This is a genomic window from Enterococcus moraviensis ATCC BAA-383, from assembly GCF_000407445.1.
Taxonomy (GTDB): Bacteria; Bacillota; Bacilli; order Lactobacillales; family Enterococcaceae; genus Enterococcus_L; species Enterococcus_L moraviensis.
In genome coordinates, this window is the sequence record NZ_ASWB01000004.1 from 88,717 (window position 1) to 114,311 (window position 25,595).

Sequence of the window (25,595 nt, forward strand, 5' to 3'; positions counted from 1 at the left end):
CTCAAAATCTACTATTAAAATGTTAGTACCATTAATGTGCTATTTTTGCCGTAACTGAGAAAGAATCTCCAATCTTGCCATGTAGTGTCGTTGATGAAGCTATTTCGCATCCGTTCTCGTCTACATATTTTACTGTCACAGTTCCAGCTTTTTTTTTGCTTTTCTGTTTTTTCAATGAACTTGGTTCAATGACAACTGCCCCTTGATTTTCTCTAAACGTATCTGGGAGTTCAAGAGTAGTGAACAATGGATTATTAGAGGTGGTCGCTTCCAATGATGACATGAACTCACTAGTGAAAAGAGTTAAATAGGGGCTAGGCGCAGGAGTATGTATCGATTCGCCAGATAAGGTATCGGAATTGAGTAAATTCTTTGTTCTTTCTTCTTCGTAGCAATAGGTTACTGTTTGCTGTTGCTCCCTAAAAGTCCCTTTACTATTTGTTGGTATCTCTTTTAGCAACCAATTGTCAATGGATTTAGCACTTGTTTCATAAGTCTCATTTAGGTTTCCTTCTAATATTTCTGACGCGAGTAATTTTTGCCCATGAGTATCAAGATACTCAATAACAACAGGCGCACCAGCTTTTTTAGTATAGGTGAAAATGATTTGATCGGTTTGATCAGTAAAAGTTCCACTCTGATTGTTAGGAGCATGTAGCAAGCGCCAACCTGAAATCTTCTTTTCCGTTGCTAAGTAGTGTTCACCGATAGTTCCTGTCAATACTTCTTGCGGTGCGATCTCGCTGCCATTCTCATCTAGATAATATACGCTGACAGGTGCTCCAGGTTTTGGTGCATCGATAATACTAAATGTATGGCTGTAAATGCCATTAGAAATAGAATAAAACGAATACCCGGCAGGTTGTATATAAGAGCCAGCTGGATTATTCATACGTGCATTGAAAGTCAGGTTAGATAATTGCTCAAACGCTTCTTGAGACACATTTGAAATGAAAAGACCATCCTCTGTGACTTGTATGCGATCAGGGGTTATTTGGACATTATTTAATGTGAGTATCATATTATTTGTAGCAGTAGACGTTGTGAACGACGGTAGATAGCCATCAAAATTCGTTAGTCTGTTTGGCATAATGGTAAAAGGGATAAAGAGTGTTTGCACATTAGGACGATAGCTTAATTCTGTTCGATCGATCGTACTGGGACTGAGCTTTCCTCCAATATTTTGTCCGTGAGCTCCTAAAATAGTTAAGGATGGAAAGTCATTAAGCACTGTAAAATCAGCAACCCCATCAAATTGAATATACAGTGTTTTTAAGTTGGTTAAGACATTCAACGGAGTGATCGTTGTAATATTTTCGTTGTATTCAATAAAAAGTTTTTCCAAAGACTTTAGAGGAGTCAGCTTATCAAAAATCTGGTCATCAACACCCGCTCCAGTTAAGGAAATTAAGTTTATAGACAAGTTATTTCTCAGGTCAGGAAAATTTTCATTAGTAACATTATCACCTTGAAGTCGAACATAACTTAACTTTGTAAGTTTTTCCAAAGGACTAAAATCGGTTACGCGAGTTGTAGTCATCATATTCAGATTCTCTAAATTAACAGCGTATTCTAATCCAGAAAAGCTAGTGATTTGCTCCGCAGGTTCTCCAGCTAAATATAGAGAAGTCAACTGTTCTAGATCAGTTTTCGTTAGCTGTTCATTTGCAGTTTTTCCTATGCTAGATAAAATGAATGTTTTTAACGATGAATCCATCTGATCGATTGTTTCAAGAGCAGTTCTTTGTATATTACCATCTGAATGTAGACTAGAGGTAAGGTCATCTTCTTTAACTGCAAGAGTTTGGGATGTAGCGAATAAAGTTGTATAGGTTAAAGCACTTAGACATAGTAATAAAGTACCCATTCCTTTTTTTAAAGTCTTCATTTTTTTCACCTCATAACATTTATAAGAAACCTTTTATCTTAAACCTTTAAAATTATAACTTAATTTTTCGAAAAAAACTCTTATTTTTCAAAAAATATATATTATTTATTTGTTTTTGAGAGGGTTAAAAAAGTCTGAAAATAAAATAGTCGTTACTAAAGATACTACTATTTAAACTAAAGTGAATCCATAGTGATTAAACTTGTTTTTCCGTTTTTTTTTCTTTTTTTCGTAAATATTCCGAACTTTTGCAATAAATAAGTATTTTTTTTACTTGTACTTGGTTGTTTAGAATCCCGAATTGCTTGAATATATAGAAGTACCAATAAGAGATAAAAAAGATCTAATTGAGTTTTGAGAAAGGAGCTGTTTTGATGAGCTCTAAATTAGTTGTTGAAATCATTAATCTTCCAAAAAACTTCGATAATGAGCGATTAAGCGAGCTGGATAATACGGAAATCTCTATAAGTTACACTCAAACTTATTTGAAACCTACCAATAACGTAATAAAAAAGCATGTCGATTTTTTTCTTATCATAGAAGATCAGTTGAGCTTTATGGAAGTATTTGAAATCACCACAGCCATAAGAAAATCAGAACAAGCAGTGATTTTCTTATTAATTGAGCCAGAACATGAAGTAAACAAACTATTCTATTTAAAAATAGGAGCAGATATAGTAGTGAAAATTGATGAGTCTTTCGATGTTTTGAAATGTATGATGTTAAATTTGGGACGGTTAAAAGTACAGGGAAAACCTAGCCTGCTTAAAAATAAACAATTCACTTTAAATGAGTCCAACCTAAGCACCACTATTGCTGATAAGGAAATTTTCTTAACGAAAAATGAGTTTCGTTTACTAAGTCTGTTAAACAAAACACCCAATGTCACAATAAGCTATCGCCAAATCAATGAGTATCTTTGGGGTAAAAAGGAGAATACTCAAGCTGTCAATATTGCAAATATTGTTTTTAAGTTGCGGGAGAAATTGAAGCAAATTGAGGGTGTTGATAAATGTTTAATAACTGTTCGTTCTAAGGGGTATATGTTGGATATCACAAAAGACCCTACTAAGATACTGTGAAAGGAGGTGACAATGAAAAAATGAGAAAGAAAAGGCAACTGTTATTAGTGCTTGGTACGCTCGTTTTGTTTCTAGTACTGATGTTAAATTTCTTTCATTCAACTGATAAAAAGATATTAGCCGAGGATCAAACAAAAGAAACCACAACAAATCCCATTAATTCTTATTTCACGTGGAAAAATGACTGGCAAAAAAATAATGCGGTTAAAGTGACTTCCATCAGAAATGAAAATAAAACGATCAATCCTCCTACACTTTATAATCGAGCAATTGCGAACGCTTTTAGTTTTGATCTTTTAGAAGGAGATACGAAACCTGTATTAAACTCTTCTGCCTATACGTTTGGGCTGGTTACACCAATTGAAGCTATAGAATGGCCTGTATTTCAATCAGTTGATCCGACCGTCTACTATGAATACAGTAACCCCAGCTATTGGAAAGGACTGCCAGAAAATGTGGATGGAAAATTTACATCCAGCAAGAGTAATTGGCCAAATGTGGCTCATTGGAGCGGATGGCCAAATGGACAGGTGAAAACAACCGCTTATGTTGTTTACCCTAAAGGTCCAACCACAAATGATTGGCTCTCCTATACATTCTCAGATGAGGTACCAAATAATGTTACGATGGAGATTTCTACACAAGTAAAGGTGGACGATTCCTATGAAAAACCAGTAGCGCCTCAAGTGTCATGGCTGTGGGGCTTAGGTTGGAATATTGAAATCCCCCAAGTCGTAAAAGCTGTGTTTAAGGATGTCGACGATCCAAATGGGGCATCGATTTCGGCAGATGAAGTTTTAGGTTATGGTGGTGAAATGGCAGATTCGGTTGTTTTAAAAAACAAAGAACTAGTTGGTTATCATTTTGTATCATCACAAGTAGTTTTGGGCCCAACAATTAATTCAAGTAGTTTTGGTACAGGAATTAGAGAACCAAGCTCTTTTTACTACGATGAGAAAACGAGCTCGATCAAAGAGCCAACAGCAGATACGAGCTGGACAACAACGATAGATAAGCAGCAAAAAGGTATCGTATTCTGGTATAAAAAGAAAGCACCTGCTATTACATTGGATAAAAAAGTGAATCAGTCGTCCGCAATGCTCGGAGACGAATTAACGTATACATTGACAATGGAAAATAAAGGTGATGAGGCATTATTGAAGGGAACCATAAAAGATAGCTTACCAGCTGGGTTAGCTAAGCCAAATAGGCTCCTATTGGGTGATAAATCATTACCAGAAGGAACGGCTAATAGTGAAGGACACTATTTCACCTGGAATAGCGCTACACGTGAGTTAACTGTTCATGTAGGAACTATTTTAGAAAATGAAAAGAAACAACTGACCTATGAAACAAGCATTACTACAGGAGTATCTGGAGAGGAAATGGTGAATACGGCCATTTTGACGGGGGAAAACACCACTCAAAAGCCACAAGGACAAGCGACAGTAACGATCGTTGATCCGTGGAAAGTGACGTTTGAATCAAATGGTGGAAGTAGTATTCCAGAACAACGTGTGAAAGACGGTGAATTGGCCCAACAGCCAAATGATCCAAGTTATCCTAATAAAGTGTTTGTAGGCTGGTTTGAAGACAGTCCCCTAACCACACAATGGAATTTCACAACGCCTGTGACACGAGATATCACGCTTTATGCAAAATGGCGCAGTAAGATAGTGGACCCAAATAATGGGGTTGATCCATTAACACCGATTGACCCTAAAGATGAATCAGACAAGCCAACGAATCCAACGAGAGAAGATTTGCGAATTGAATATGTATCCGATTTTGATTTTGGTACTCACAAAAATACTGCAAGTAAATTGGCATTAAAATCAGCGGGAGATCATGGCAAAGCAGCAAACGATACAACTAAGACCGTGCCGTCATTTGTCTCCATTATTGATGACCGACCAAATAATAATACAACTAGTTGGTCGTTACAGGCGAAAGCTTCTACTTTTAAAGATGAGAAGGGTGAACCCTTGAAAGGGGCAAGACTTCTTCTTTCAGACTTGAATTATGCAGACAATGGAAAAGAGAGACCGTGGGTAACAAAGGATGTTGTTGATTTATCGGGAGACTATGTTCCGATAACGGATACTTTAGGTAAAAAAATAGGTAATGGGACTTGGTCTTTAGCCTTTGGCAAGTTAGATTCTAATCAGCGCTCAACAGGGGTAACGCTTGATATCGCACAAGGATACGGCAAGAAACAGGCAGAATACTCAACAACTATTGATTGGGAGTTAGTAGTCGAGCCATAAGGGAGAGGAGAAGCATGAAAAAATTGTTTTACAGTATTTGCTTTGGCTTGTTCTGTTTCTTGTTCGTCAGTGGACCGGTTGTTAGTCAAGCTAACGGCATTACCTCAAATGGAGGGATTAGCTTTACACCTGCTCCAAAAGAGCAGACACAAAGCAGTCAAAGTGAACCACAAAAGTTAGATCCCACAATGGAAACAAAAGTAGAAACAGGAGCTAAGGATTCTAACACGAGTAAAGGAATCTTTCCTAAAACTAACACAGAGAATAGCCACTTGAAGATTTATTTGGGAATAGGACTATTAGCTCTGTACCTAGTAATAAGTGTTATAAGGAAGAAGCGATTAAAAAATTAGATATATTGTAATCCATTTACTTTATATAAATCGAAAAACGAGAGAGGAAGACAAAAATGAAATTAAAAAAAGTGATTATTGGCAGTACTTTAGCAGCAACTATCTTAGGAGGACTAGGTGCTCAAACCGTACAAGCGGCTGAATATCCGTCTGCAACAGAAGCTAAAAGTGAAGGGAAAGTAACGTTTACAGAAGGTGGTCCTGAAATCGTTGACCCAACTGATCCAGATATCCCTATCGCACCAGTTGATCCAACGGACCCAACAAATCCAACAAAACCTATAAATCCAGGGAAAGCGGATTTAATGATTCAATATGTATCGGATTTTGATTTTGGTACACATTCAAATAGTCTAAAAGCATTGAAAGCAAATGCAAAACCAGATTATGCGTTTGCGCTAGATGCACAAGGCAATCGAACAGGTGATTTATATGCGGTGCCATCGTTTGTTTCAACGAAAGATGTTCGTGCCGAAAGAACAGGATGGGAGTTAACAGTAACTGCTTCTAAATTCACCTCTTCAAAAGGAACAGAATTAAAAGGAGCCGAGGTTACACTTAAAGACCTAACATATAATACACCAACAAATCCTATTGGGACTGCACCAACAGCAGCAACTGGTAATAAAATCCTAACACCTGCAACTGAAACAACTGTTGCAACGGCAGGTGATAATAGTGGGATTGGTTCATGGTCACTAGGTATGGGTGCATTATCAACAGATGAAAAGGCAGTTCAAGGGGTTGAGTTGAATATCCCTCAAAACTCTTTAAAAGAGAATGACACGTATAAAGCAACCTTTGACTGGGAATTAAAAGCTGATCCAACTGTGGCGCCGTAATTGATGTAAACTAATTCAACAAATAAGAGATCGTTAAGATTCAGATAGTCATACGAATCTTAACGGTTCTTCTTTTAGAAAGGTGACAATAAATGAAAAGAAAATGGTTTCTCTACTTATTCGGCCTTTTCTTTCTTTCAAGCCTATTTTTCATAACAGCTGTTGCTGATGAACCAAAAGAAGAGGCGAATAAAGGAACAGGTGCCGCATTTAGTGTATCCCCGATATATCCAGAAAATCAAAAAAATGGGAAAAATGGGTATTTTGAACTGAATGTCTTGCCAAAACAAAAACAAGTTTTACAGATCGAACTACAAAACTACTCGGAAAAAACGATCACCGTGGATGTCGAGGCAAATCGTGCTACAACAAGTGACGCAGGAATAACTAGCTATAAAAAAAGTACGCGAGAAAAGGAGGAGAGTCTAAAAGTAGATTTTGAGTCTTTGGTGCAGATAGAAGAACAAGCAATCACCTTACATGCGAAAGAAATAAAAAAAATCAATATTACGCTGCAAATGCCAGAAGAATCTTTTAATGGTCAAGTATTAGGTGGGATTCATTTTTCTCAAAAGCCTGACGAAAAAGAGAAAAATGAAAAGAAAAATGCTGTATATAATACATTTTCCTATAGTATTGCTGTACTTTTAACAGAGAATAAGCAACAAGTGGAAAACGAATTAAAATTGGTTGATGTATTTGCAGATCAAAGAAATTATCGTAACTTTATTGAAGCAAGCATCAAAAATACTGCACCAATAATGATCAAAAACTTAGCAATCAAAGCAGAAATATACAAGAAAAATTCTACAAAGATTGCTTATCAAGCAAATAAAAGTGCACTCAGAATGGCTCCTAATTCAATGTTTAATTTTGGGCTGGATTTACAAAATACAGAATTGATTTCAGGGGATTATACGTTAAAAATGACCGCGAATGCAGACGGAAAGGAATATAATTTTTCAAAAGACTTTAAAATCAGTCGAAAACAAGCAAATGAACTCAATGATCAAGCTGTTTATATAGAAAAAAAGGATAATAAACAATTATATCTGCTTATTGCCGGTATTATTATTGTATTGGTCGTAATACTTATTTTAATAAAACGAAACAGAACCAAAAAGGCGGAACTACAAAGAAAAAAAAGTAAAAACAAGAAAAGAAAAAAGAAGAGAAAGTAAAGACTCACTTTTTGTATCAAAAAATACATAGCCTGTTAAAGGTAGAGTGAATATCAAATGATGTAAGTAGCGTGAATCATAGCGGGCACTTGCATCATTTATTTTACATTCTTATTGCCAGTTGTCAAAAATGAAATGAATCTACCAAACAACTCCCAAATTCCTCTCAAAAAAAATTTTATGAGGAGCATTCTCTTAGTAATTGTTCAAGATGGGATAGAGATTTTTTGTTTCTGTCCGTGGTCATTTATTGACTTGGTTAGTACCACGAGTGGTTTTAGAAAACGGTATGGATTTGTTTATGTGGATCGGACGGATACTGTGTGCTTAGAGAATAGACATCGAAAAGACAGTTTTTATTGGTCTCAAGGAGTTATTAGGAGTAATGGAAAAGTGTTGTAACTATAAATAAAAAAAGATCAGATTCTATTTGTGGGAGAATCTGATTGGTTTTTTGAGTTAGCGGGCATTCTTTAATAGACAAGGTCACTCTATAGCTGAGAATCTCCCGGTTAATTCTCATTAAAAATATCTGTCACTTTCTTCCCCAATGAAGTAGCAATATTAAGTGCTAGAGAATCAGAAGGTTTGTATTTTCCCTTTTCTATACTTTAAATCGTTTGGATCGAAACATTTACTTTATTCGCAAGCTCCTCTTGAGTCAGCTCTTGACTAGTTCTAGTTTCTTGTAAATTATTTTTGTTTTCGATATTTTTTTCATAGCATGATACTCTCTTTTTTATCGTTATTTTTCGTAATAAATAGTGATCGTAAAATAAAAAAAGTAAAATCTAATTATAAAATATATACTAAAAATCTCTTTTTTTTATATTTAGTGCTTAACATTAAGCTGCGCCTAAAGAAATTGCATTCTTTCCTAAACGACTTCTAGCATGAATAACTTCCCCAAATTTCATGATTGCTAGGAGTTGTTTCATTTAAGTCTCATATGCTCATACTAAGGTTGCAAAAACTGTTTTCTTCTAACAGATTGTCTAATAACAAGATTTGTTGGGGATAATAAATGCTTCTTAATATATAATATAAGATATTCCAATTTTAAAGAACATATTATTCGACTATTTGTAAATAATGAATGATATTTCTTGTGCTATTTTAGTAAAAAAATGAAATGAAGTGTAAAGCTAGCGCCGGAGCTGTTAAAATCGGCTGAATAAAAATACTGTTTTATTTATATTTGCAAAAAATATTAGTACTTGCTCTTACTGTTTTTAACTTTTCCACGTTAGGATCAATGCCCGCCTCTTCCTTTCCTTGCTAAAAACCTCTATAATAAAAATAGAAATCAAAAGAGAAGAGGAAGATTTTTTGCGTATATTATTTATAGGCGATGTAGTAGGTTCATTAGGCCGAGAGACGATAACGACTTATTTGCCAAAGTTAAAGAAAAAGTATCGCCCACAGGTAACGATTGTTAATGGAGAAAATGCTGCTTCAGGCAGAGGCATCACTGGAAAAATCTACAAAAAGTTTTTACAAGATGGTGCAGATGTGGTTACTTTAGGGAATCATACTTGGGATAACAAAGAAATTTTTGAATTTATCGATGATGCAAAAAAAATGATCAGACCTGCTAATTTTCCTGAAGGCACACCTGGACAAGGAATGGTATTTGTCAAAGTGAACCAGTTAGAGTTGGCTGTGATCAACATGCAGGCCCGTGTTTTTATGGCTGATATCGATGATCCATTCCGTAAGGCAGAAGAATTGATTGTAGAGGCACGTAAGCGAACACCGTTGATTTTTGTTGATTTCCATGGAGAAACGACAAGTGAGAAACAAGCAATGAGTTGGTTCTTAGATGGAAAAGTCAGTGCAGTAGTAGGGACTCATACCCATGTGCAAACCAATGATGCTCGAATTCTACCCGAAGGAACAGCCTTTTTAAGTGATGTTGGTATGACAGGACCTTATGATGGTATCTTAGGGATGAAGCGTGGTCCTGTAATTGAGAAATTTAGAACAGCTTTACCAAAACGTTTTGAGGTTGTCGAAGAAGGACGAAGTTTATTATCTGCTTGTATCATTGATATCGATGATCAAACAGGACAAGCGAAAAAAATCGAAGCGATCCAAATCAGTGAAGATCGCCCTTTTGAAGAATAAATAGTTTTTTATTCTACTAAAAATAAGAAGAGACAGTAGCTTCAAGCTCCAAGCAATCAGTGGAGAAGCTATCTGCCTCTTTTTTGTGCGAACCTTTGAGCTTTTATGAACAGAAGGATAGCATTTTGCATTATAATGGATGCAAGAATCAGAGTGAAAAAGCGGATGTCAGTTTTGGATACACCTGTTTATTTTTCTAGAAGAAACGATCTACGCTAAACTCAGACTACAAGGAGGCGCATATGCGGAATTCTTTTATGGGAAAAAAAGAACGACTGAAATTTGAATTATTCAAGTCAATCATTTTCTCAAGAAATGGGCTAAGTTTTAATGAATTGATGCAAAAGCATAATCTTACGAAAAGCACGCTAAGTCGGTATATCCATGAGTTGGGACAAGAAGTTGAACTGGCATTTTCAGGTGAAACAAATTTGATCCAAAATCCTAAAACAGGTACGTATCAGCTTCAAACAAAAGCGCCTTACAGCTTAGGTTATTTGATTGATTATATTCATTTGTTTTATGTAAACAAAAGCGGCACTTTTTTTATATTAGATGCACTGTTGAAAAATCATTATAGTACGATCGAGGCGATGGCGTTAGATTTACACATGAGTAGCTCGTCTGTTTATAAACAACTAAGAGCGCTGAAAGAGATGTTGATTCCTTTTGGTGGCAAGATTTCATTTGAACAAGGGGCCAGTCCACTAAGAGGAGATGAATTAGGCGTTCGTCTTTTTTCATTTTATTCTTACTGGTCTGTCTTTAAATCAACAGAATTCACTAGCAATGGTTATCCCGAATCATGGTTGAACATAGAAAGCATTGAGGCTTATTTCGACCATACGCGTTCCTTGTCAGAATCACAACAAGCAAAATTGCGTTTTATTCAGTTGATTACATTGAAAAGAGTTCTCCGACAGAAAAAAAATATCGAGCTTTCTGATAGTTTCATAGAGGATACTGCTTTTTTTGATACCAAAGACACAGAAGTGTTACCGCTATTAAAACAACGATTGCCAGATAAGCTTTATCAAGCGGAACGTGCGCTATTACTTTATGCCACTAGAGGGTTAGTTTACAATTTAGATTCTTTAGAGACAAAAAAGAAGATCGTTCAAAATTATGAAAAGTCTTCCCTAACAATTGCAATATATACAACGAGGTTGATGCGACAAGTACAGGAGGAATTTAAGCTAGCCTATACTGAAGAAGGGTATATCAATTTTTATTTCTACCTGATCATTTTGTTGATTTATATTAAACACATCAATATCGATATTTTAGGGTATTATAAAAATGAGCTTTCATTCCATTCAATGATCGACTACGATGAAACAAATTTAGACATTTTTCAAAAAATCACAACAATTATCGAACAGCAGGAATTTTATTCTAAAATAAACAAGGAATCGCTAAAAGGGGTCATGTCAATTCTTTCTTTGACGATCTATTCAGGTATTTATTTAAATAAAAAATCTGGAAACATATCGATTTGTGTTATTTTCAATAATAATTTGATTTTGGCAGATGGCATTAAAAAGGTTATTCTAGATATTTATAATCCAGATCGAATTATTTTTACGAATGATGTCACAATGGCAGATTTTGTTATTTCAGATTCTTATGAGATGGTAAATCCAGAAACAGACTATTTTTATTTTGATGATCAACTAAATCCAAAACAATGGGAACTTATGATTGATGCAATCAATCAGATGTTTTATAAGACAATTTTTCTAAGGCTCTAGGCAAAACGTATGTATCAATTTATAACGAAAAAATATCGAAAATATCTCTGTTTAGAGGTAGGAACAAAAAAACTGGTTTTTTTTGTTCCTACCTCTTTTTTTTGAAAAAATGCTGAATTGACGGAATCAGAAAGTGTTGTTTTTAAAATGTGAAACGAATTGTTTCATAATTATGTAAATATTTTCTGAAAAAGATTGTATTATTTCATAGAAGAAGAAAGTTCTTTACGCAAACGTCGCTAAATGAAATAAGTAAATAGGAGAAATCGATGAAAAAGTATGTTTTGAGTCTATTCGCTTTATTTTTTTGCCTATTAAATACAGTCGTTTTAACGGATAAAGCATTTGCTGACGCAACGTTTCCACCTGTAAACTCCCCACTTGGAGTATCGACTAAAACAAATTTGACTGCTGGTGGGACTCTTTATTTTGACACCAATCAATTGCAATCAAAACAGCTTGTTGGTCAATTTTTAGCAAGAAATATAACTTCTAACGGTTCTTCTGGACTATCAAAAGGTAGCTTTCAAAATTATCAAAATTCACAACCACTATTGGATTTTGAGCAAATTGACCCAGCAGTAGTTTCGGAAACCATTACGGGTAAAGATACTATTCAGTGGTTTGCCAATGATACAAGTTTTCACTATGTCAATAACGAAGACCTCCATTTCTATATAGAAAATCAGCCAACGGAACAAGAAATAAATGATGCGTTACAATACTATCCTGGGTTAAGTGATAACTTTTCGAAACGATTGTATCCAGGATCATTAGAATCATTTCCAGCATTTGTTGATAACGGTATTTCTACTTTTTCTCAAGTGACGGAAAATATTCAGAACGTGAGTGATTATTATGCCTCTTTAACCCATTCAAATCAAACCACCCTTTATAATTCAGCGGTTCAAGCTGCTGAGGTGAATACAGAGAAAAAAGTAGTCAACCCAAATGATTGGGGCGGACAATCAACGATTCAAATCAATATTGCATTAAAAAAAGGGACAACAGAACAAGCGGTTGTAATTGTGGATGTAGATGGGCGAATCGATCATTTTAAAAATGCTCAAGATATTTCGATCAATTATACCAATTATGATCCGGATACTATGTTACCGCCGTATCTTTTTATCAATTATAAACATTTCTCATCATTTAACTTCACTGGTAGTACATTCTTTCATGCAGCAGCATACCCAAGTTTACCTAATGATGAAGAATATGACTTTGAAGGAAATAGTGGAGTGTTTTTTGAAGGAAAGTATGCAGATAGAGAAATTCCTTTGGTGAAATCCGATAGTCATACAGTATCAGATGAGTTGAAAGATAAAACATACAAGGTAGCTACGCATCTTGTTCATAATTTTAATGATGAAAAAAACGAGATTCAATTTGAAAGTAATGCTTCTTTATTTATAGGGACAGTTTTAGCGCCACGGACCTCTGTTAATATTGACGACACACAAGGACGCGTATTGGGAAGTGTGATTTCTGGTTATGATATCCATACCAATATGTCGATCAATGCTGAAGAAAGTAATGCTAGATTTGATTACGAAGACTTTCCAGGGCTGGGAGATACGACTGGCGAGGAAGAAATTGAGGCACCAGTTAAAGTTGGGGAACAGTTTAATTACACTGGAAAAGAGAAACGACGACTTTATACGATTACGCAAAAAATACCAGCCTACTCTTCTGAATTTCCGATTCAATCGATAACAATCAACGATCCTATGTCTGATTCATTAGCGATTGTAAAGGAAGACGTTTTGATCACAGATGAAGCAGGAACCAATGCAACTGATTATTTTACGATTCGTAATGAAGAAGGGAATACACTGACGATTGAGGCAACTCCAGATAGTTTGCTGGATGAATCCTTTTATGGAAAAACATACACGATTGAATTAAATGGAACACTAAATGTAACGCCAGAAGAAGTAGCAGATCCAAACATTCGTCAGATTACAATACCAAACACCGTAACGACAAAGATCAATGACAAAATAAAAACGAGCAACGAAGCTTTACTTGAAGCAACTCTTATTCAAGGAGAAGCGGTCACTGTCCGTTATCTAAACGAAGATGAACAAGAAATAGCACCAGCTGAAATTTTGGTTGGAAAAATCGGTCAGCCGTATCAATCCAAAGCAAAAGACATTTTAGATTATATCTTAGTAGGTACTCCAGAAAATCAGACAGGCACTTTTTCGGACAAAGAACAAACAGTGATCTATCGGTATCAAGGACACTTAACATTTTCATCTATACCAACGCAACTGTCTTTTGGAACGCACACCTTATCGAATAAGGACGAACATTACAAAGTTGAATCTAAAGACAAAGACATCGTTGTAAAAGATACTCGAAAACGTGGTTCAAACTGGCAATTAAGAGCAACTTTGGACAAAGAATTGATTGGAAGCAAAACACAGCATGTGTTGACAGACACTTTATTTTATGTGAAAGAGGGTCAGACATTTCCAATCACTACCAAGGGATCGACTATCATTGAATCAGGGGTCACGACGACACATAATGAATGGAACATAACAGAAGATTGGACAACATCAGACGATGGATTGAAACTATCAGTGAAGCCAGGAGATGCGTTGGCTGATCAATACTCAGGCGAAATCAGCTGGGAATTATATGATGTTGTCGAGAATGAATAATCGCCGTAAGAACGGTTGGTTTGAAAGAGAGAGTCAGTACTAACTAGAGTATCCATTCAGTTATTTAAACTGGGATGATATCATACAGAATTTTAACAACAAGGAGAGAATTTAGATGAAAACAAACAAAATTTTAGCAGGATTGGCAACAATTGCCATCGTTTTTAGTTCAAGTACACTTGCAAATGCAGAAGAAGTTGCAAGTCAAGGGTCAAAAAGCAATGTCGGATTTACATCACCGACTGAGGGGGCACTAACATTAGTGAATGTCGCTGATTTTGATTTCGGTTCTCATCCGATCTCAGCTCAAAATGAAGTATATAAAAGCCAAACAGATACTGTGACAACGATTCAAGACATCCGTGGTACAGAATCTGGCTGGACTGTACAAGTTGCTCAAAACGGACAATTTAAAGTAGATACAGATGAATTAACAAATGCGCAAATCACATTGAAAACACCAACGATTTCGAGCGATTCAACAGGATCAGCTACCGTTAAAACAGATGTCGTTTTAAATACAGATGGGTCAAGCGCAACGATTTTGGATGCAGCAAATGGATTAGGTAACGGGGTAACGATCGAACGCTTTGCAAAAGATGCCGCTACTTTAGATGTACCGGGAAAAACAGTTAAAGTCGCAAAACAATATGAAACAACATTGACATGGACATTGTTGGATCAACCAGGAAATAATTAATACAAATATAGAAATGGAGCGGGACGACAATGTATGTTAGACCGCTCCATAACGTGTACATAGCGATAAAAAATGGAGGGATTTATATGTTGAAATATCCACATAAAGTTCTAGTAGCGTTGCTCTTTTTGCTGTTCGGGTGTTTGGTAGTACCTGTTAGTGTTCAAGCTCAAGATGCAGAGTATGAAGTAAAAGCAATTCCTTCAACCAAACAAGTAGATCAAACGAAGACCTATTTTGATTTACGCCTTGATCCTGAAGAAAAACAAACCATCACAGTGAGAGTAACAAACAAAGTAGATCATGAAATAACCATCAATACCGATGTGAAAACGGCCACAACCAATACGAACGGTATAGTCGAGTATAGCAACAGTGACCAAAACCAATCGATCGGGTTGCCCGCTGATATAAGTAAACTCGTCAAAGCGAATGCCTCTAAACTTACATTAGCACCACATGAGTCAAAAAATGTTGATTATACTATTTCAATGCCTAAAGAAGAGTTCTCGGGAGTCTTATCTGGTGGTATTATTTTTACAAGTGACGTCTCAAAAACGAAATCTACGGATTCAACAGCAGATGTTGCAATCAATAATCAATTTGGCTATGTAATCGCGCTTATTTTACGTGGAGACAAGGACGTTTCGCCCGATTTGCAATTCCCAGAAGTTAGTTTAGGACAAATCAATAACAGAAATACAGTCTTTGCCCATTTAGCTAATCCTAATGCGGCATACTTAAACAAGCTAAATGTGGATGTTAAAATCAAAAAGAAAAATTCAGATAAAATTCTTTATGAAGAAAAGAAAAAAGACATGCAAATGGCACCAAATTCAATCTTTAACTATCCCATCAGTTTACAGGAAACGGAATTTAAACCAGGCAAATATACACTGAGTGTTCATGCAGAATCAAAAGGCAAAACATGGGATTTTGACAAAGAATTTGAAATCAAAGCAAAAGAAGCAAAGAACTTAAATAAACAGGCATTTATCCATCAAAACAAAACAAACTATCTCCTTTATTTAATCCTATTTTTAGTGTTCTTATTAGGGATTCTCTTGTTTATTATCTATAGAAAAAGACAACAAAAAATTAAAGCACTAGAAGACCAACTAGCAGAATTAAAGAAAAAAGAGTGACAAACAACTAGCTCTTGCAAAAAAAAATTACTGCCTAAAAGAACAGAGCAACCAAGATGAACGGTTGCTCTGTTTTTTTTAGTTATATAAGGCATTAAAAAAGGCAAACTGTTGATTCTGTTGGAATTATGTTAAAATAAATAGACCTGTTTTACAACAAAATCTTACCGAGAATAAAGGTGTGAAATCATGGAGCCATCCATTACAGATAAAAAAATAAATGAAGAATTAACAAAATTATTATCTTTATTAGGCGAAGACGAATTGATCAAGCGTTATAAAGAATTAGAAGAAAAAGTTGAACATAATGAAAAGCTTACGGATTTGGTAGAGCAGATAAAAGCAGCGCAAAAAGATGCGGTCCAATTTGCACACTACGATAAGCCAGAAGCAGAAAAAGCAGCAATCAAGCGAGCGGATGACCTAACAAAAGAATTTGATGAACATCCTTTAGTTGTGGCCTATAGAGAACAATTAATAGAAGCAAATGACCTCTTACAACACGTCACAGACATGATCCAATATAGAATCAATGAAGAACTAGAGAAGGAAGGGTAACAATGCCTCAAAAAACGAAAAACACACCAATGATGGAACAATACTTAGCAATCAAAGAACAATATAAAGATGCGTTTCTCTTTTATCGATTGGGCGACTTTTACGAAATGTTTTACGAAGATGCAGTTAACGCATCGCAATTATTAGAATTGACATTAACTAGTCGTAATCGGAACGCGGATGATCCAATTCCAATGTGTGGAATACCTCATCATGCAGCGCAAGGCTATATTGATACATTGATCGAAAAAGGCTATAAAGTAGCAATTTGTGAACAAGTAGAAGACCCTAAGACGACAAAAGGCATGGTCAAACGTGAAGTCGTTCAACTGATCACACCAGGAACGGTGATGACTAGTAAAGGCTTGGACGCCAAAGACAATAACTATTTGACTGCTATCGTTGAAGAGGATGGCAGCTTCGGTTTAGCTTATGTCGATTTAAGTACAGGGGAACTGAAGACAGCTGTATTAGGCGATGAAGACGGTGTGATCAACGAAGCATCGGCATTGCAAACCAAAGAAATCGTATTAGGGAGTGCAATATCTGAAACATTACAGCAAACGCTAAAAGATCGGTTGAACATTATCTTTTCTGAACAACAACAAGCAGAAGAAAATGCAGAATTTAGCTTTTTAACAAGTGAATTGACGCATCCGTTAGAAGTTGAAGTGACTGGGAAATTACTCACTTATTTAACTGTGACTCAAAAACGTGGATTGTCACATATTCAAAAAGCCCTAGAATATCAACCAGATCATTTTTTAAAAATGGATCACTATTCTAAATTTAATTTGGAATTAACACAATCGATTCGTACAGGCTTAAAAAAAGGTACATTACTATGGCTATTAGATGAAACCAAAACGGCAATGGGCGGCCGTTTGTTAAAACAATGGCTCGATCGTCCATTGATCCAGGAAAAACAAATTCAAACAAGACAAGAAATGGTTCAATCGTTATTGAATGCCTATTTTGAACGAGTTGATTTACAATCAACACTAACGAAAGTGTATGATTTGGAGCGTTTAGCTGGTCGTGTTGCTTTTGGGAATGTAAACGGACGTGATTTGATCCAACTGAAAACGTCCTTAGAACAAGTACCACTGGTTCGTGAGCTAATTGTCGGAATCAACCAAGGTGAATGGAATGATTTATTATTAGATTTAAATCCAGCCGAAGATATTGTCGAACTAATCAATAATGCAATCAATGAAGAAGCACCACTTGCAATCACAGAAGGTAATATCATCAAAGATCAGTACAATGAAAAATTAGATGAATACCGCAACGCGATGCGTAATGGGAAAAAATGGTTAGCAGAATTAGAAGCAAAAGAACGTCAAGAAACGGGAATCAAAACGCTGAAAGTTGGGTTTAACCGAGTATTTGGGTATTACATCGAGGTGACTAAATCTAATTTAGCTAACCTAGAAGAAGGCAAATACGAGCGTAAACAAACCTTAGCAAACGCAGAACGTTTTATTACTCCAGAGCTAAAAGAGATGGAAACCTTGATTCTTGAAGCGGAAGAGAAATCTGTCGATTTAGAATATCAATTATTCCTAGAAGTCCGTGAGCAAGTCAAAGCCAATATTGAGCGATTACAAAAATTAGCGAAAACAATCAGTGCGGTCGACGTCTTACAAGCATTTGCAACAGTGAGTGAAAGATATCAATACGTGCGCCCAACACTAAAGAGCAATAGCAAAGAACTGCATATTGTGGAAGGACGCCATCCTGTTGTAGAAAAGGTTTTAGGACATCAAGAATATATCCCAAATAGTGTGCATATGAGTAAAGAAGACATTATTCTATTGATCACAGGGCCAAATATGTCTGGTAAAAGTACGTACATGCGTCAATTAGCATTAACGGTCGTAATGGCTCAAATTGGCTGTTTTGTACCAGCTGAATCGGCTGAACTTCCTATTTTTGACCAAATATTTACACGAATCGGTGCGTCAGATGATTTGATTGCAGGTCAAAGTACGTTTATGGTGGAAATGATGGAAGCCAATCAAGCGTTGCGTCATGCGACACCGAACAGTTTGATATTATTCGATGAATTAGGTCGAGGAACTGCGACTTATGATGGAATGGCATTGGCACAAGCGATCATCGAATACATTCATAGAGAAGTTAAAGCAAAAACACTATTTTCAACACACTATCATGAACTAACGGTGCTAGATGAAAACTTAACTGGTTTGAAAAATATTCATGTTGGAGCAGTTGAAAAAAATGGTGAAGTTGTTTTCTTGCATAAAATGATGGATGGTCCAGCAGATAAAAGTTACGGTATTCATGTTGCCAAAATTGCAGGCTTACCAAGTGATTTATTAGAACGGGCAGCAACGATTTTATCTGCTTTAGAAGCAGATGAACAACCGCTAAAACAAGTAGAATACAAAGATGAAATCAAAGAAGATACAGAACAATTATCTTTATTTAAAGAAGTGTCCACCGACGAATTAGGTGTGATCGATACATTGAAGAAAATTAATTTATTAGAAATGACACCAATGGATGCCTTAAATAAACTACACGAACTACAAAAAAGAATTTAACTTTCAGAAATAAAAAAGAAGACTGAGCAAGGAAAGGATCGTACCGATGGGAAAAATTCAAGAACTATCAGAACAGCTAGCCAATCAGATCGCTGCTGGTGAAGTAGTAGAACGTCCTGCTTCAGTTGTAAAAGAGCTTGTGGAAAATGCGATTGATGCTGGAAGTACACAAATCGATATTTTTATTGAAGAAGCAGGACTCAAAACGATTCAAGTCATTGATAATGGTGAAGGAATCGCAAAAGAAGACATATTAAATGCATTTAAACGTCATGCAACTAGTAAAATTCATACACGTGACGATTTATTCCGAATTCGAAGTCTGGGTTTTCGTGGAGAAGCCTTACCCAGTATTGCATCTGTGTCTGAGATTACAGTTGAAACTGCGGTTTCAGACGAAGGAGAAGGCAGCTTTATTCAAATGAAAGGCGGAGTGATCGAAGAACACCGCCCAGCAGCTCTAAGAAAAGGAACAAAGCTTACTGTCTCTAACCTATTTTATAATACACCTGCTCGTTTAAAATATGTTAAAACGATTCAAACTGAGTTAGCGAATGTTGGCGATATCGTCAATCGTTTAGCCCTAAGCCACCCCAAAATTGCATTTCGTTTGGTTCATGACGGCAATAAGATGATGAATACTGCTGGGAATGGTGATCTGAAGCAAACCATTGCCGGGATTTACGGGATCGGTACAGCGAAAAAAATGTTGAAAATCGAAGCGGAAGATTTAGACTTTAAATTGACTGGTTATGTTTCGTTACCAGAAGTTACTAGAGCAAGTCGGAATTATTTATCTACCATCATCAACGGACGATACATCAAAAACTTTGCGTTGAATAAAGCGGTTGTTGAGGGATATGGTTCTAAGTTAATGGTGGGACGTTTTCCTCTGGCTGTATTGGAAATTGACATGGACCCGTTACTCGTAGATGTCAATGTGCATCCTACAAAACAAGAAGTCCGTTTAAGTAAAGAAAAAGAATTGATGACGTTGATCAGCGAAGCGATTCGAGACGTATTGAGTCAAGAACAATTGATTCCAAATGCTGCAGATAATCTTCGTTTTAAAAAGAAAGTAGAACAACAGCCTAAGGTAGAGCAAATGGAAATCCCGTTGAGTGAACCGGAAGAAGCAACACGTCCTACTAGAAAACCGAGTAGTCTGGGGTATGATGCAGCGAGTGGTAATTTCTTTGTCAAAGAATCCTCGCCAGAATTTACAGCGACAACGCCGCCCAACAACTGGACAAAAGAAGAGAAACCGCAAACGAAAGAGGAACTCGAAAAAGAGGCCTTGATGGCTTATGCATTTAGTTCGCCAGAAAATGTGGAAGAAGAAGTATCTTCTGATAACCAGCAACCGACTGAACAAACAGAATCAGCAGTACTTACTGAAAATGATCACCCTGTAGAGCATAAAACGGTGGAGGAGCAAGTATACGAAGAAGAATTGAGCCATCATCCTGAGTTTGATTTTTCAGCAACGGGTGCTCAAAATGATTTAAATAAAGCGCTGAACAAGCTATCAGATGAACGTCCTAAAGAACGGTTTCCTGAACTAGAATATTTCGGTCAAATGCATGGAACGTACTTGTTTGCACAAAGTAAAGATGGGCTGTATATCATCGACCAACATGCAGCGCAAGAACGAATTAAATACGAGTATTTTAGAGAAAAAATTGGTGAAGTGACGAATGACCTACAAGAATTGCTAGTTCCAATTGTGATCGATTATCCGAATAGTGATGCTTTAAAAATCAAAGAACAAAAAGAAACACTTGAAGAAGTGGGCATTCATTTAGAAGATTTCGGGCAAAATAGTTTTATTGTTCGTGCGCACCCAACTTGGTATCCAGCGGGAGAAGAAGAAACGATCATACGTGAAATGATCGATATGTTCTTGACTACAGGTTCAGTCAGTGTGAAAAAATTCCGCGAAGCTACAGCAATCATGATGAGTTGTAAACGGTCGATCAAAGCCAATCATTATTTGAATGAACAACAAGCCCGTGTTCTATTAAAAGACCTCGAAACATGTGAGAATCCTTTTAATTGTCCGCACGGCCGACCTGTTTTGATCCATTTTACAAACTCAGATATGGAAAAAATGTTTAAACGAATTCAAGATCCGCATTAAAAACGACGGAAGAAGGTTTTTATTCTAATGAAAGTTATTTTAGCATCTCAATCTCCACGCAGACGTGAATTATTGAGTCGAATTATAGCGGATTTTGATGTCGTACCCGCTGATATCAATGAAGAAGTCAAAAGTTATTTTACCCCGATGGATTATGTTTTAACGATGGCTGCACAAAAAGCGGCGTATATCGCAAAACAATATCCGGACGATTTAGTGATCGGTTCGGATACTATTGTAACGATCGATAATGAAATACTAGGAAAGCCAACTTCTAGAGAACGAGCTTTTCAGATGTTACGACAATTAAGTGGTAGAACGCATAAAGTCTATACGAGCGTTGTCTTGATGAAGGACGATCAAGAATCTTCTGCAACGGTTCCAGCGTCTGTCGAATTTTATGATTTGACCGATGAAGAAATCAATCGCTATCTAGATACAAATGAATATGTAGACAAAGCTGGTGCTTATGGTATTCAAGAACAAGGCGCTCTGCTGGTGAAAAGTATTCAAGGTGATTACTACGCAATCATGGGGCTGCCGATAGCCACACTTTATCGAATGCTACCTGATTTTGATTAGTCACTGAACATAGAAAGAAGGAAATAAAATAATGAAATGTTCTGAAACAAGAGCAATCCAAACACATATGATTACTTATCCACACTTAAATCTTCATAAAACATTATTTGGCGGTCAATTAATGGCGTGGTTAGATGAAACCGCTGGACTTTCCGCTGTCAGAGTATCCAGAGCCGCAATCGTAACAGCATCAGTCGATCATTTAGATTTTCTAGCGCCATTAAAAGTTGATCATGCTGTCTGTATTGATGCATTTGTCTCTGGTGTGGGCACACGCTCAATGGAGATATTTGCTAAGGTGATCGGTGAAGATTTATTTACAGGAGAACGCTATTTAGCGGGAACATGTTTTATGACCTTTGTGGTACCTAAAGGAGCTTGCTTGCCAGAACTAATTGAGCCTGAGACAAAAGAAGAGCAATTTATTTGCCAAGGCTACGAAAAGAGAAAACAAATTAGATTAGCTAAACGTCAAGAAAGTATTGATCTTGCCAATAATATTGATTTAGCTATTCCTTGGAACTGATTTAAATGCTAAAACACTGATTTTCTAAACAGAAAATGAGTGTTTTTTTCTTAATGATGCTATGATAAGACTAACAAAAAAGCGAAGGTGTGATTTGTTATGGAAAAACCATCAAAAGAAGAGTTGAAAGAAACACTATCTGATATTGAATATGCTGTAACCCAAGAAAATGCTACAGAACGCCCCTTTACTGGCAAATATGACGATTTTTACCAAGAAGGAATTTATGTAGATATTGTCAGTGGTGAACCGCTCTTTAGTTCAACAGATAAATATGATGCAGGCTGCGGCTGGCCAGCGTTTACTAAACCAATTGAAAAACAGGGAATCAAAGAAAATTCGGATTTTTCATTAGGAATGCGTCGGGTCGAAGTGCGCAGCAAAGAAGGGGATTCTCATTTAGGGCATGTTTTTACGGATGGACCAAAAGATCAAGGCGGCTTACGTTATTGTATCAATGCCGCAGCCTTACGATTTATTCCAGTTGGAGAACTTGAGAAAGAAGGATATGGGGAATACAAATCCCTGTTCGAATAGGAAAAAAGCCTATCTAAACAGATTATTTTTGTTTAGATAGGCTTTTTTTGTTTAAAAGAATAAACGTTATTTTATTTGGCTATAAAATTGATTGCTATTTAGGAGAATTTCTAGTATTATAAAAACATTCATAAAATTAGAATTTAGAAAGAAAATAATTATTTATTAAGGAGAAATAGATGAAAAAGACGAATATGAAGAAATTAATCAGTGTGATGATGTTATCTACTTTGGTATTGGCAGCTTGTGGTGGTGGCAGTGGTAAAACTGATGCTACCGATAGCGGCAAAGACGATAAAAAAGCTAGTGGGGAACAGCTTTTTAAACTAGTCGTTCAACAAGAAATGCCAAGTGCAGATTTATCAGTAGCGACAAATACAATCAGTTTTTCGGCATTGAACAATGTCTATGAAGGACTCTATCGCTTAGACGATAAAAGTAAACCACAACCAGCTGGAGCAGTTGAATTGGCGAAGAAAAGTGACGATGGCTTAACGTATACATTTAAGCTTAGAGAAGATGCCAAGTGGTCAAATGGCGATCCTGTGGTAGCAGAAGACTATGTTTATGGATGGCAACGTACAGCGGATCCAAAAACTGCTGCGGAATACGCCTATATGTTTGAATTAGTTAAAAATGGTGCAGATGTTTCTGCTGGAAAAAAAGGACTAGAGGAGTTAGGGATCAAAGCAACAGGCGATCATGAACTAGAAGTAACCTTAGAACAAGAAACACCGTACTTTGATTACTTGCTAGCATTCCCATCGTTTTTCCCGCAAAATAAAAAAATAGTTGAAGAAAAAGGCAAAGATTATGCAACAACTAGTGATGCATCTGTTTATAATGGACCATTTACATTAACTGATTTTGATGGACCTGGTACAGATACAGAATGGTCTTACACAAAAAATGAGCAATATTGGGACAAAGATGCTGTTCAATTAGATAAAATCGAAGTAACAGTTGTGAAAGAAGCGCCGACATCATTGAATCTATTCCAAGATGGACAAGCCGATGATGTGATCTTGAGTGGGGAATTAGCAAAACAAATGGCGGATGACCCAGAACTTGTCATTGAAAAAGATGCGCGTACATCATATCTTGAATTTAACCAAAGAGATGAAAAGTCACCTTATCGTAATGCGAACCTAAGAAAAGCGATCTCATATTCAATTGATCGTGACGCATTAGTGGAACGGATTTTAGGAGATGGTTCGATTGCTTCAACTGGACTTGTTCCAGCAGGGATGTCATTTTCACCAGAAGGCAATAAAGACTTTGCTGACGAAAATAAAAATGTATTGACTCATAACACAGAGAAAGCAAAAGAATATTGGGAAAAAGCCAAAAAAGAACTAGGAATCGATTCATTTAAATTTGACATTGTCGGTGATGATACAGATTCCACTAAAAAAATCTTGGAATATATTCAAGGTGCTGTCAAAGAAACATTAGACGGCGTGGACGTAACGGTTACCAATGTACCGTTTACAGTTCGTTTAGACCGCGGTAAAAATGGTGACTTTGAAGTAATCATGGGCGGTTGGGGAGCGGATTATGCAGACCCAAGTAGCTTTACTGATTTGTTCCTAACTGGTGGTTCTTATAACAGAGGTCGTTACTCAAATGAAAAATACGATCAATTAGTAAATGATTCTGGCAGTAAAAATGCTGCAGATCCAGAAAAACGTTGGACAGATATGGTAGATGCTGAAAAATTATTGATGGACGATATGGGTGTTGCACCTGTTTATCAAAAAGCAGAAGCTCATATGCGTAGTAAAAAAGTCCAAGGCGTTGTCGCTCACGGAGCTGGTGCACGATATGATTATAAATGGACTTACATTTCTGAATAAAAATAAGATGAGCTATAGATAAAAGTGATCGTTTATTCGGATACTAAGAGCCTGAAACATAACTTTTTTAGTTATGTTTCAGGCTCGTTTTTTTATTTAATAAGATACGCTTTTTCAAGCTACTGATTTTCTTGAATTTGTGCTAAAATAGAAACATATGTGCGTGTAAAGCATAAGCAAGGTTTATGAGAAAGGTGAATGTATGTACGAGTATATCATTGGTAAAGTGACATTTATCAGTCCCTATTATATTGTAGTAGAAACAAATGGTATTGGTTATCAGATTTCTGTAGGAAATCCGTATCGTTATTCTGGTAAGACGGATCAACAAGTCAAAATCTATCTACATCAAGTTGTTCGCGAAGATGCTCATTTGTTGTATGGATTTGGCGATTTAGATGAAAAGCAACTCTTTTTAAAACTAATCAGTGTTTCTGGAATCGGTCCTAAAAGCGGGCTAGCGATCATGGCGTCAGAAGATCACGGAGGATTGATCAATGCTATCGAAAGTGAAGATGCTGCTTATTTAACCAAATTTCCAGGTGTAGGCAAAAAAACAGCGCAGCAAATGGTTCTTGATTTAAAAGGAAAACTAGGAGAGTTGGAAGCATCAGAAGCAGCGGTCGAAGCAATGGCGAAAACACCATCAAACCAATCGGCGAATCAGTCATTAACAGAAGCCTTAGAAGCATTAAGTGCGTTAGGCTATAGTGATAAAGAAATCAAGCGAATCACACCGAAATTAGAAGAATTAGGCGAACAAAAAACCGACGAATACTTACGCAATGCACTGAAATTTATGATGAAACGTTAAG

The 25,595-nt window shown here is 36.4% G+C and carries 20 protein-coding genes; 19 read left to right on the forward strand and 1 reads right to left on the reverse strand.

The genetic code is table 11. The features are described 5' to 3' along the window. Positions 1-31 precede the first annotated feature (31 nt). Positions 32-1,888 (reverse strand): MucBP domain-containing protein, encoded by a 1,857-nt coding sequence (locus tag I586_RS13940; RefSeq protein ID WP_010763512.1) that lies wholly within the window; start codon positions 1,886-1,888, stop codon positions 32-34. Between the two features lie 374 nt (positions 1,889-2,262). Between I586_RS13940 and I586_RS17000 the strand changes: the two genes are divergently transcribed. The 19 genes from I586_RS17000 to ruvA all read left to right on the forward strand — a co-directional run bounded on the left by I586_RS17000 (position 2,263) and on the right by ruvA (position 25,594). Further along, complete coding sequence (locus I586_RS17000) at positions 2,263-2,970, forward strand: winged helix-turn-helix domain-containing protein (protein WP_010763513.1); 708 nt, start codon at positions 2,263-2,265, stop codon at positions 2,968-2,970. 20 nt (positions 2,971-2,990) lie between these two features. Continuing rightward, the gene (locus I586_RS13950; protein ID WP_034702604.1) at positions 2,991-5,237 is read left to right on the forward strand and encodes a WxL domain-containing protein; all 2,247 of its coding nucleotides are present in this window, start codon (positions 2,991-2,993) and stop codon (positions 5,235-5,237) included. Between the two features lie 14 nt (positions 5,238-5,251). Beyond that, complete coding sequence (locus I586_RS13955; RefSeq protein WP_010763515.1) at positions 5,252-5,590, forward strand: EF2685/EF0750 family sortase-dependent surface protein; 339 nt, start codon at positions 5,252-5,254, stop codon at positions 5,588-5,590. 56 nt (positions 5,591-5,646) lie between these two features. Continuing rightward, positions 5,647-6,432 carry a WxL domain-containing protein gene (locus I586_RS13960; RefSeq protein ID WP_010763516.1) on the forward strand — a complete coding sequence of 262 codons (786 nt, stop codon included), beginning with the start codon at positions 5,647-5,649 and terminating at the stop codon, positions 6,430-6,432. Between the two features lie 92 nt (positions 6,433-6,524). Then, a complete protein-coding gene (locus tag I586_RS13965) occupies positions 6,525-7,613 on the forward strand; it encodes a WxLIP family cell surface protein (protein WP_010763517.1) in 1,089 nt (362 codons plus the stop codon). A gap of 135 nt (positions 7,614-7,748) precedes the next feature. Continuing rightward, entirely contained in the window at positions 7,749-8,015 is a 267-nt protein-coding gene (locus I586_RS17200) for a family 1 glycosylhydrolase (protein WP_139242689.1), read from the forward strand. Positions 8,016-8,942: 927 nt separating this feature from the next. After that, positions 8,943-9,740: a TIGR00282 family metallophosphoesterase gene (locus I586_RS13975; RefSeq protein WP_010763519.1), complete on the forward strand. Its 798-nt coding sequence runs from the start codon at positions 8,943-8,945 to the stop codon at positions 9,738-9,740. A gap of 242 nt (positions 9,741-9,982) precedes the next feature. Then, positions 9,983-11,491, forward strand: a complete 1,509-nt coding sequence (locus I586_RS13980) for a helix-turn-helix domain-containing protein (protein WP_010763520.1) — start codon at positions 9,983-9,985, stop codon at positions 11,489-11,491. A 269-nt stretch (positions 11,492-11,760) separates the two neighbouring features. Beyond that, on the forward strand, positions 11,761-14,166 hold the full coding sequence (locus I586_RS13985; protein WP_010763521.1) for a MucBP domain-containing protein: 2,406 nt from the start codon (positions 11,761-11,763) through the stop codon (positions 14,164-14,166). Positions 14,167-14,281: 115 nt separating this feature from the next. Next, a complete protein-coding gene (locus I586_RS13990; protein WP_010763522.1) occupies positions 14,282-14,866 on the forward strand; it encodes a WxL domain-containing protein in 585 nt (194 codons plus the stop codon). Between the two features lie 86 nt (positions 14,867-14,952). After that, the gene (locus tag I586_RS13995) at positions 14,953-16,011 is read left to right on the forward strand and encodes a WxL protein host-binding domain-containing protein (RefSeq protein ID WP_034702607.1); all 1,059 of its coding nucleotides are present in this window, start codon (positions 14,953-14,955) and stop codon (positions 16,009-16,011) included. Positions 16,012-16,200: 189 nt separating this feature from the next. Next, positions 16,201-16,569 (forward strand): YlbF/YmcA family competence regulator, encoded by a 369-nt coding sequence (locus tag I586_RS14000; protein ID WP_010763524.1) that lies wholly within the window; start codon positions 16,201-16,203, stop codon positions 16,567-16,569. 2 nt (positions 16,570-16,571) lie between these two features. Next, positions 16,572-19,139 carry a DNA mismatch repair protein MutS gene (gene mutS / locus I586_RS14005; protein ID WP_010763525.1) on the forward strand — a complete coding sequence of 856 codons (2,568 nt, stop codon included), beginning with the start codon at positions 16,572-16,574 and terminating at the stop codon, positions 19,137-19,139. A 46-nt stretch (positions 19,140-19,185) separates the two neighbouring features. Continuing rightward, the gene (gene mutL, locus I586_RS14010; protein WP_010763526.1) at positions 19,186-21,279 is read left to right on the forward strand and encodes a DNA mismatch repair endonuclease MutL; all 2,094 of its coding nucleotides are present in this window, start codon (positions 19,186-19,188) and stop codon (positions 21,277-21,279) included. A gap of 27 nt (positions 21,280-21,306) precedes the next feature. Then, complete coding sequence (locus I586_RS14015) at positions 21,307-21,861, forward strand: Maf family protein (RefSeq protein WP_010763527.1); 555 nt, start codon at positions 21,307-21,309, stop codon at positions 21,859-21,861. Positions 21,862-21,892: 31 nt separating this feature from the next. After that, on the forward strand, positions 21,893-22,387 hold the full coding sequence (locus I586_RS14020; protein ID WP_010763528.1) for an acyl-CoA thioesterase: 495 nt from the start codon (positions 21,893-21,895) through the stop codon (positions 22,385-22,387). Between the two features lie 99 nt (positions 22,388-22,486). After that, the gene (gene msrB, locus I586_RS14025) at positions 22,487-22,924 is read left to right on the forward strand and encodes a peptide-methionine (R)-S-oxide reductase MsrB (RefSeq protein ID WP_010763529.1); all 438 of its coding nucleotides are present in this window, start codon (positions 22,487-22,489) and stop codon (positions 22,922-22,924) included. 179 nt (positions 22,925-23,103) lie between these two features. After that, entirely contained in the window at positions 23,104-24,780 is a 1,677-nt protein-coding gene (locus tag I586_RS14030) for a peptide ABC transporter substrate-binding protein (protein ID WP_010763530.1), read from the forward strand. Positions 24,781-24,982: 202 nt separating this feature from the next. Next, entirely contained in the window at positions 24,983-25,594 is a 612-nt protein-coding gene (ruvA, locus tag I586_RS14035; protein ID WP_010763531.1) for a Holliday junction branch migration protein RuvA, read from the forward strand. Position 25,595 lies beyond the last annotated feature (1 nt).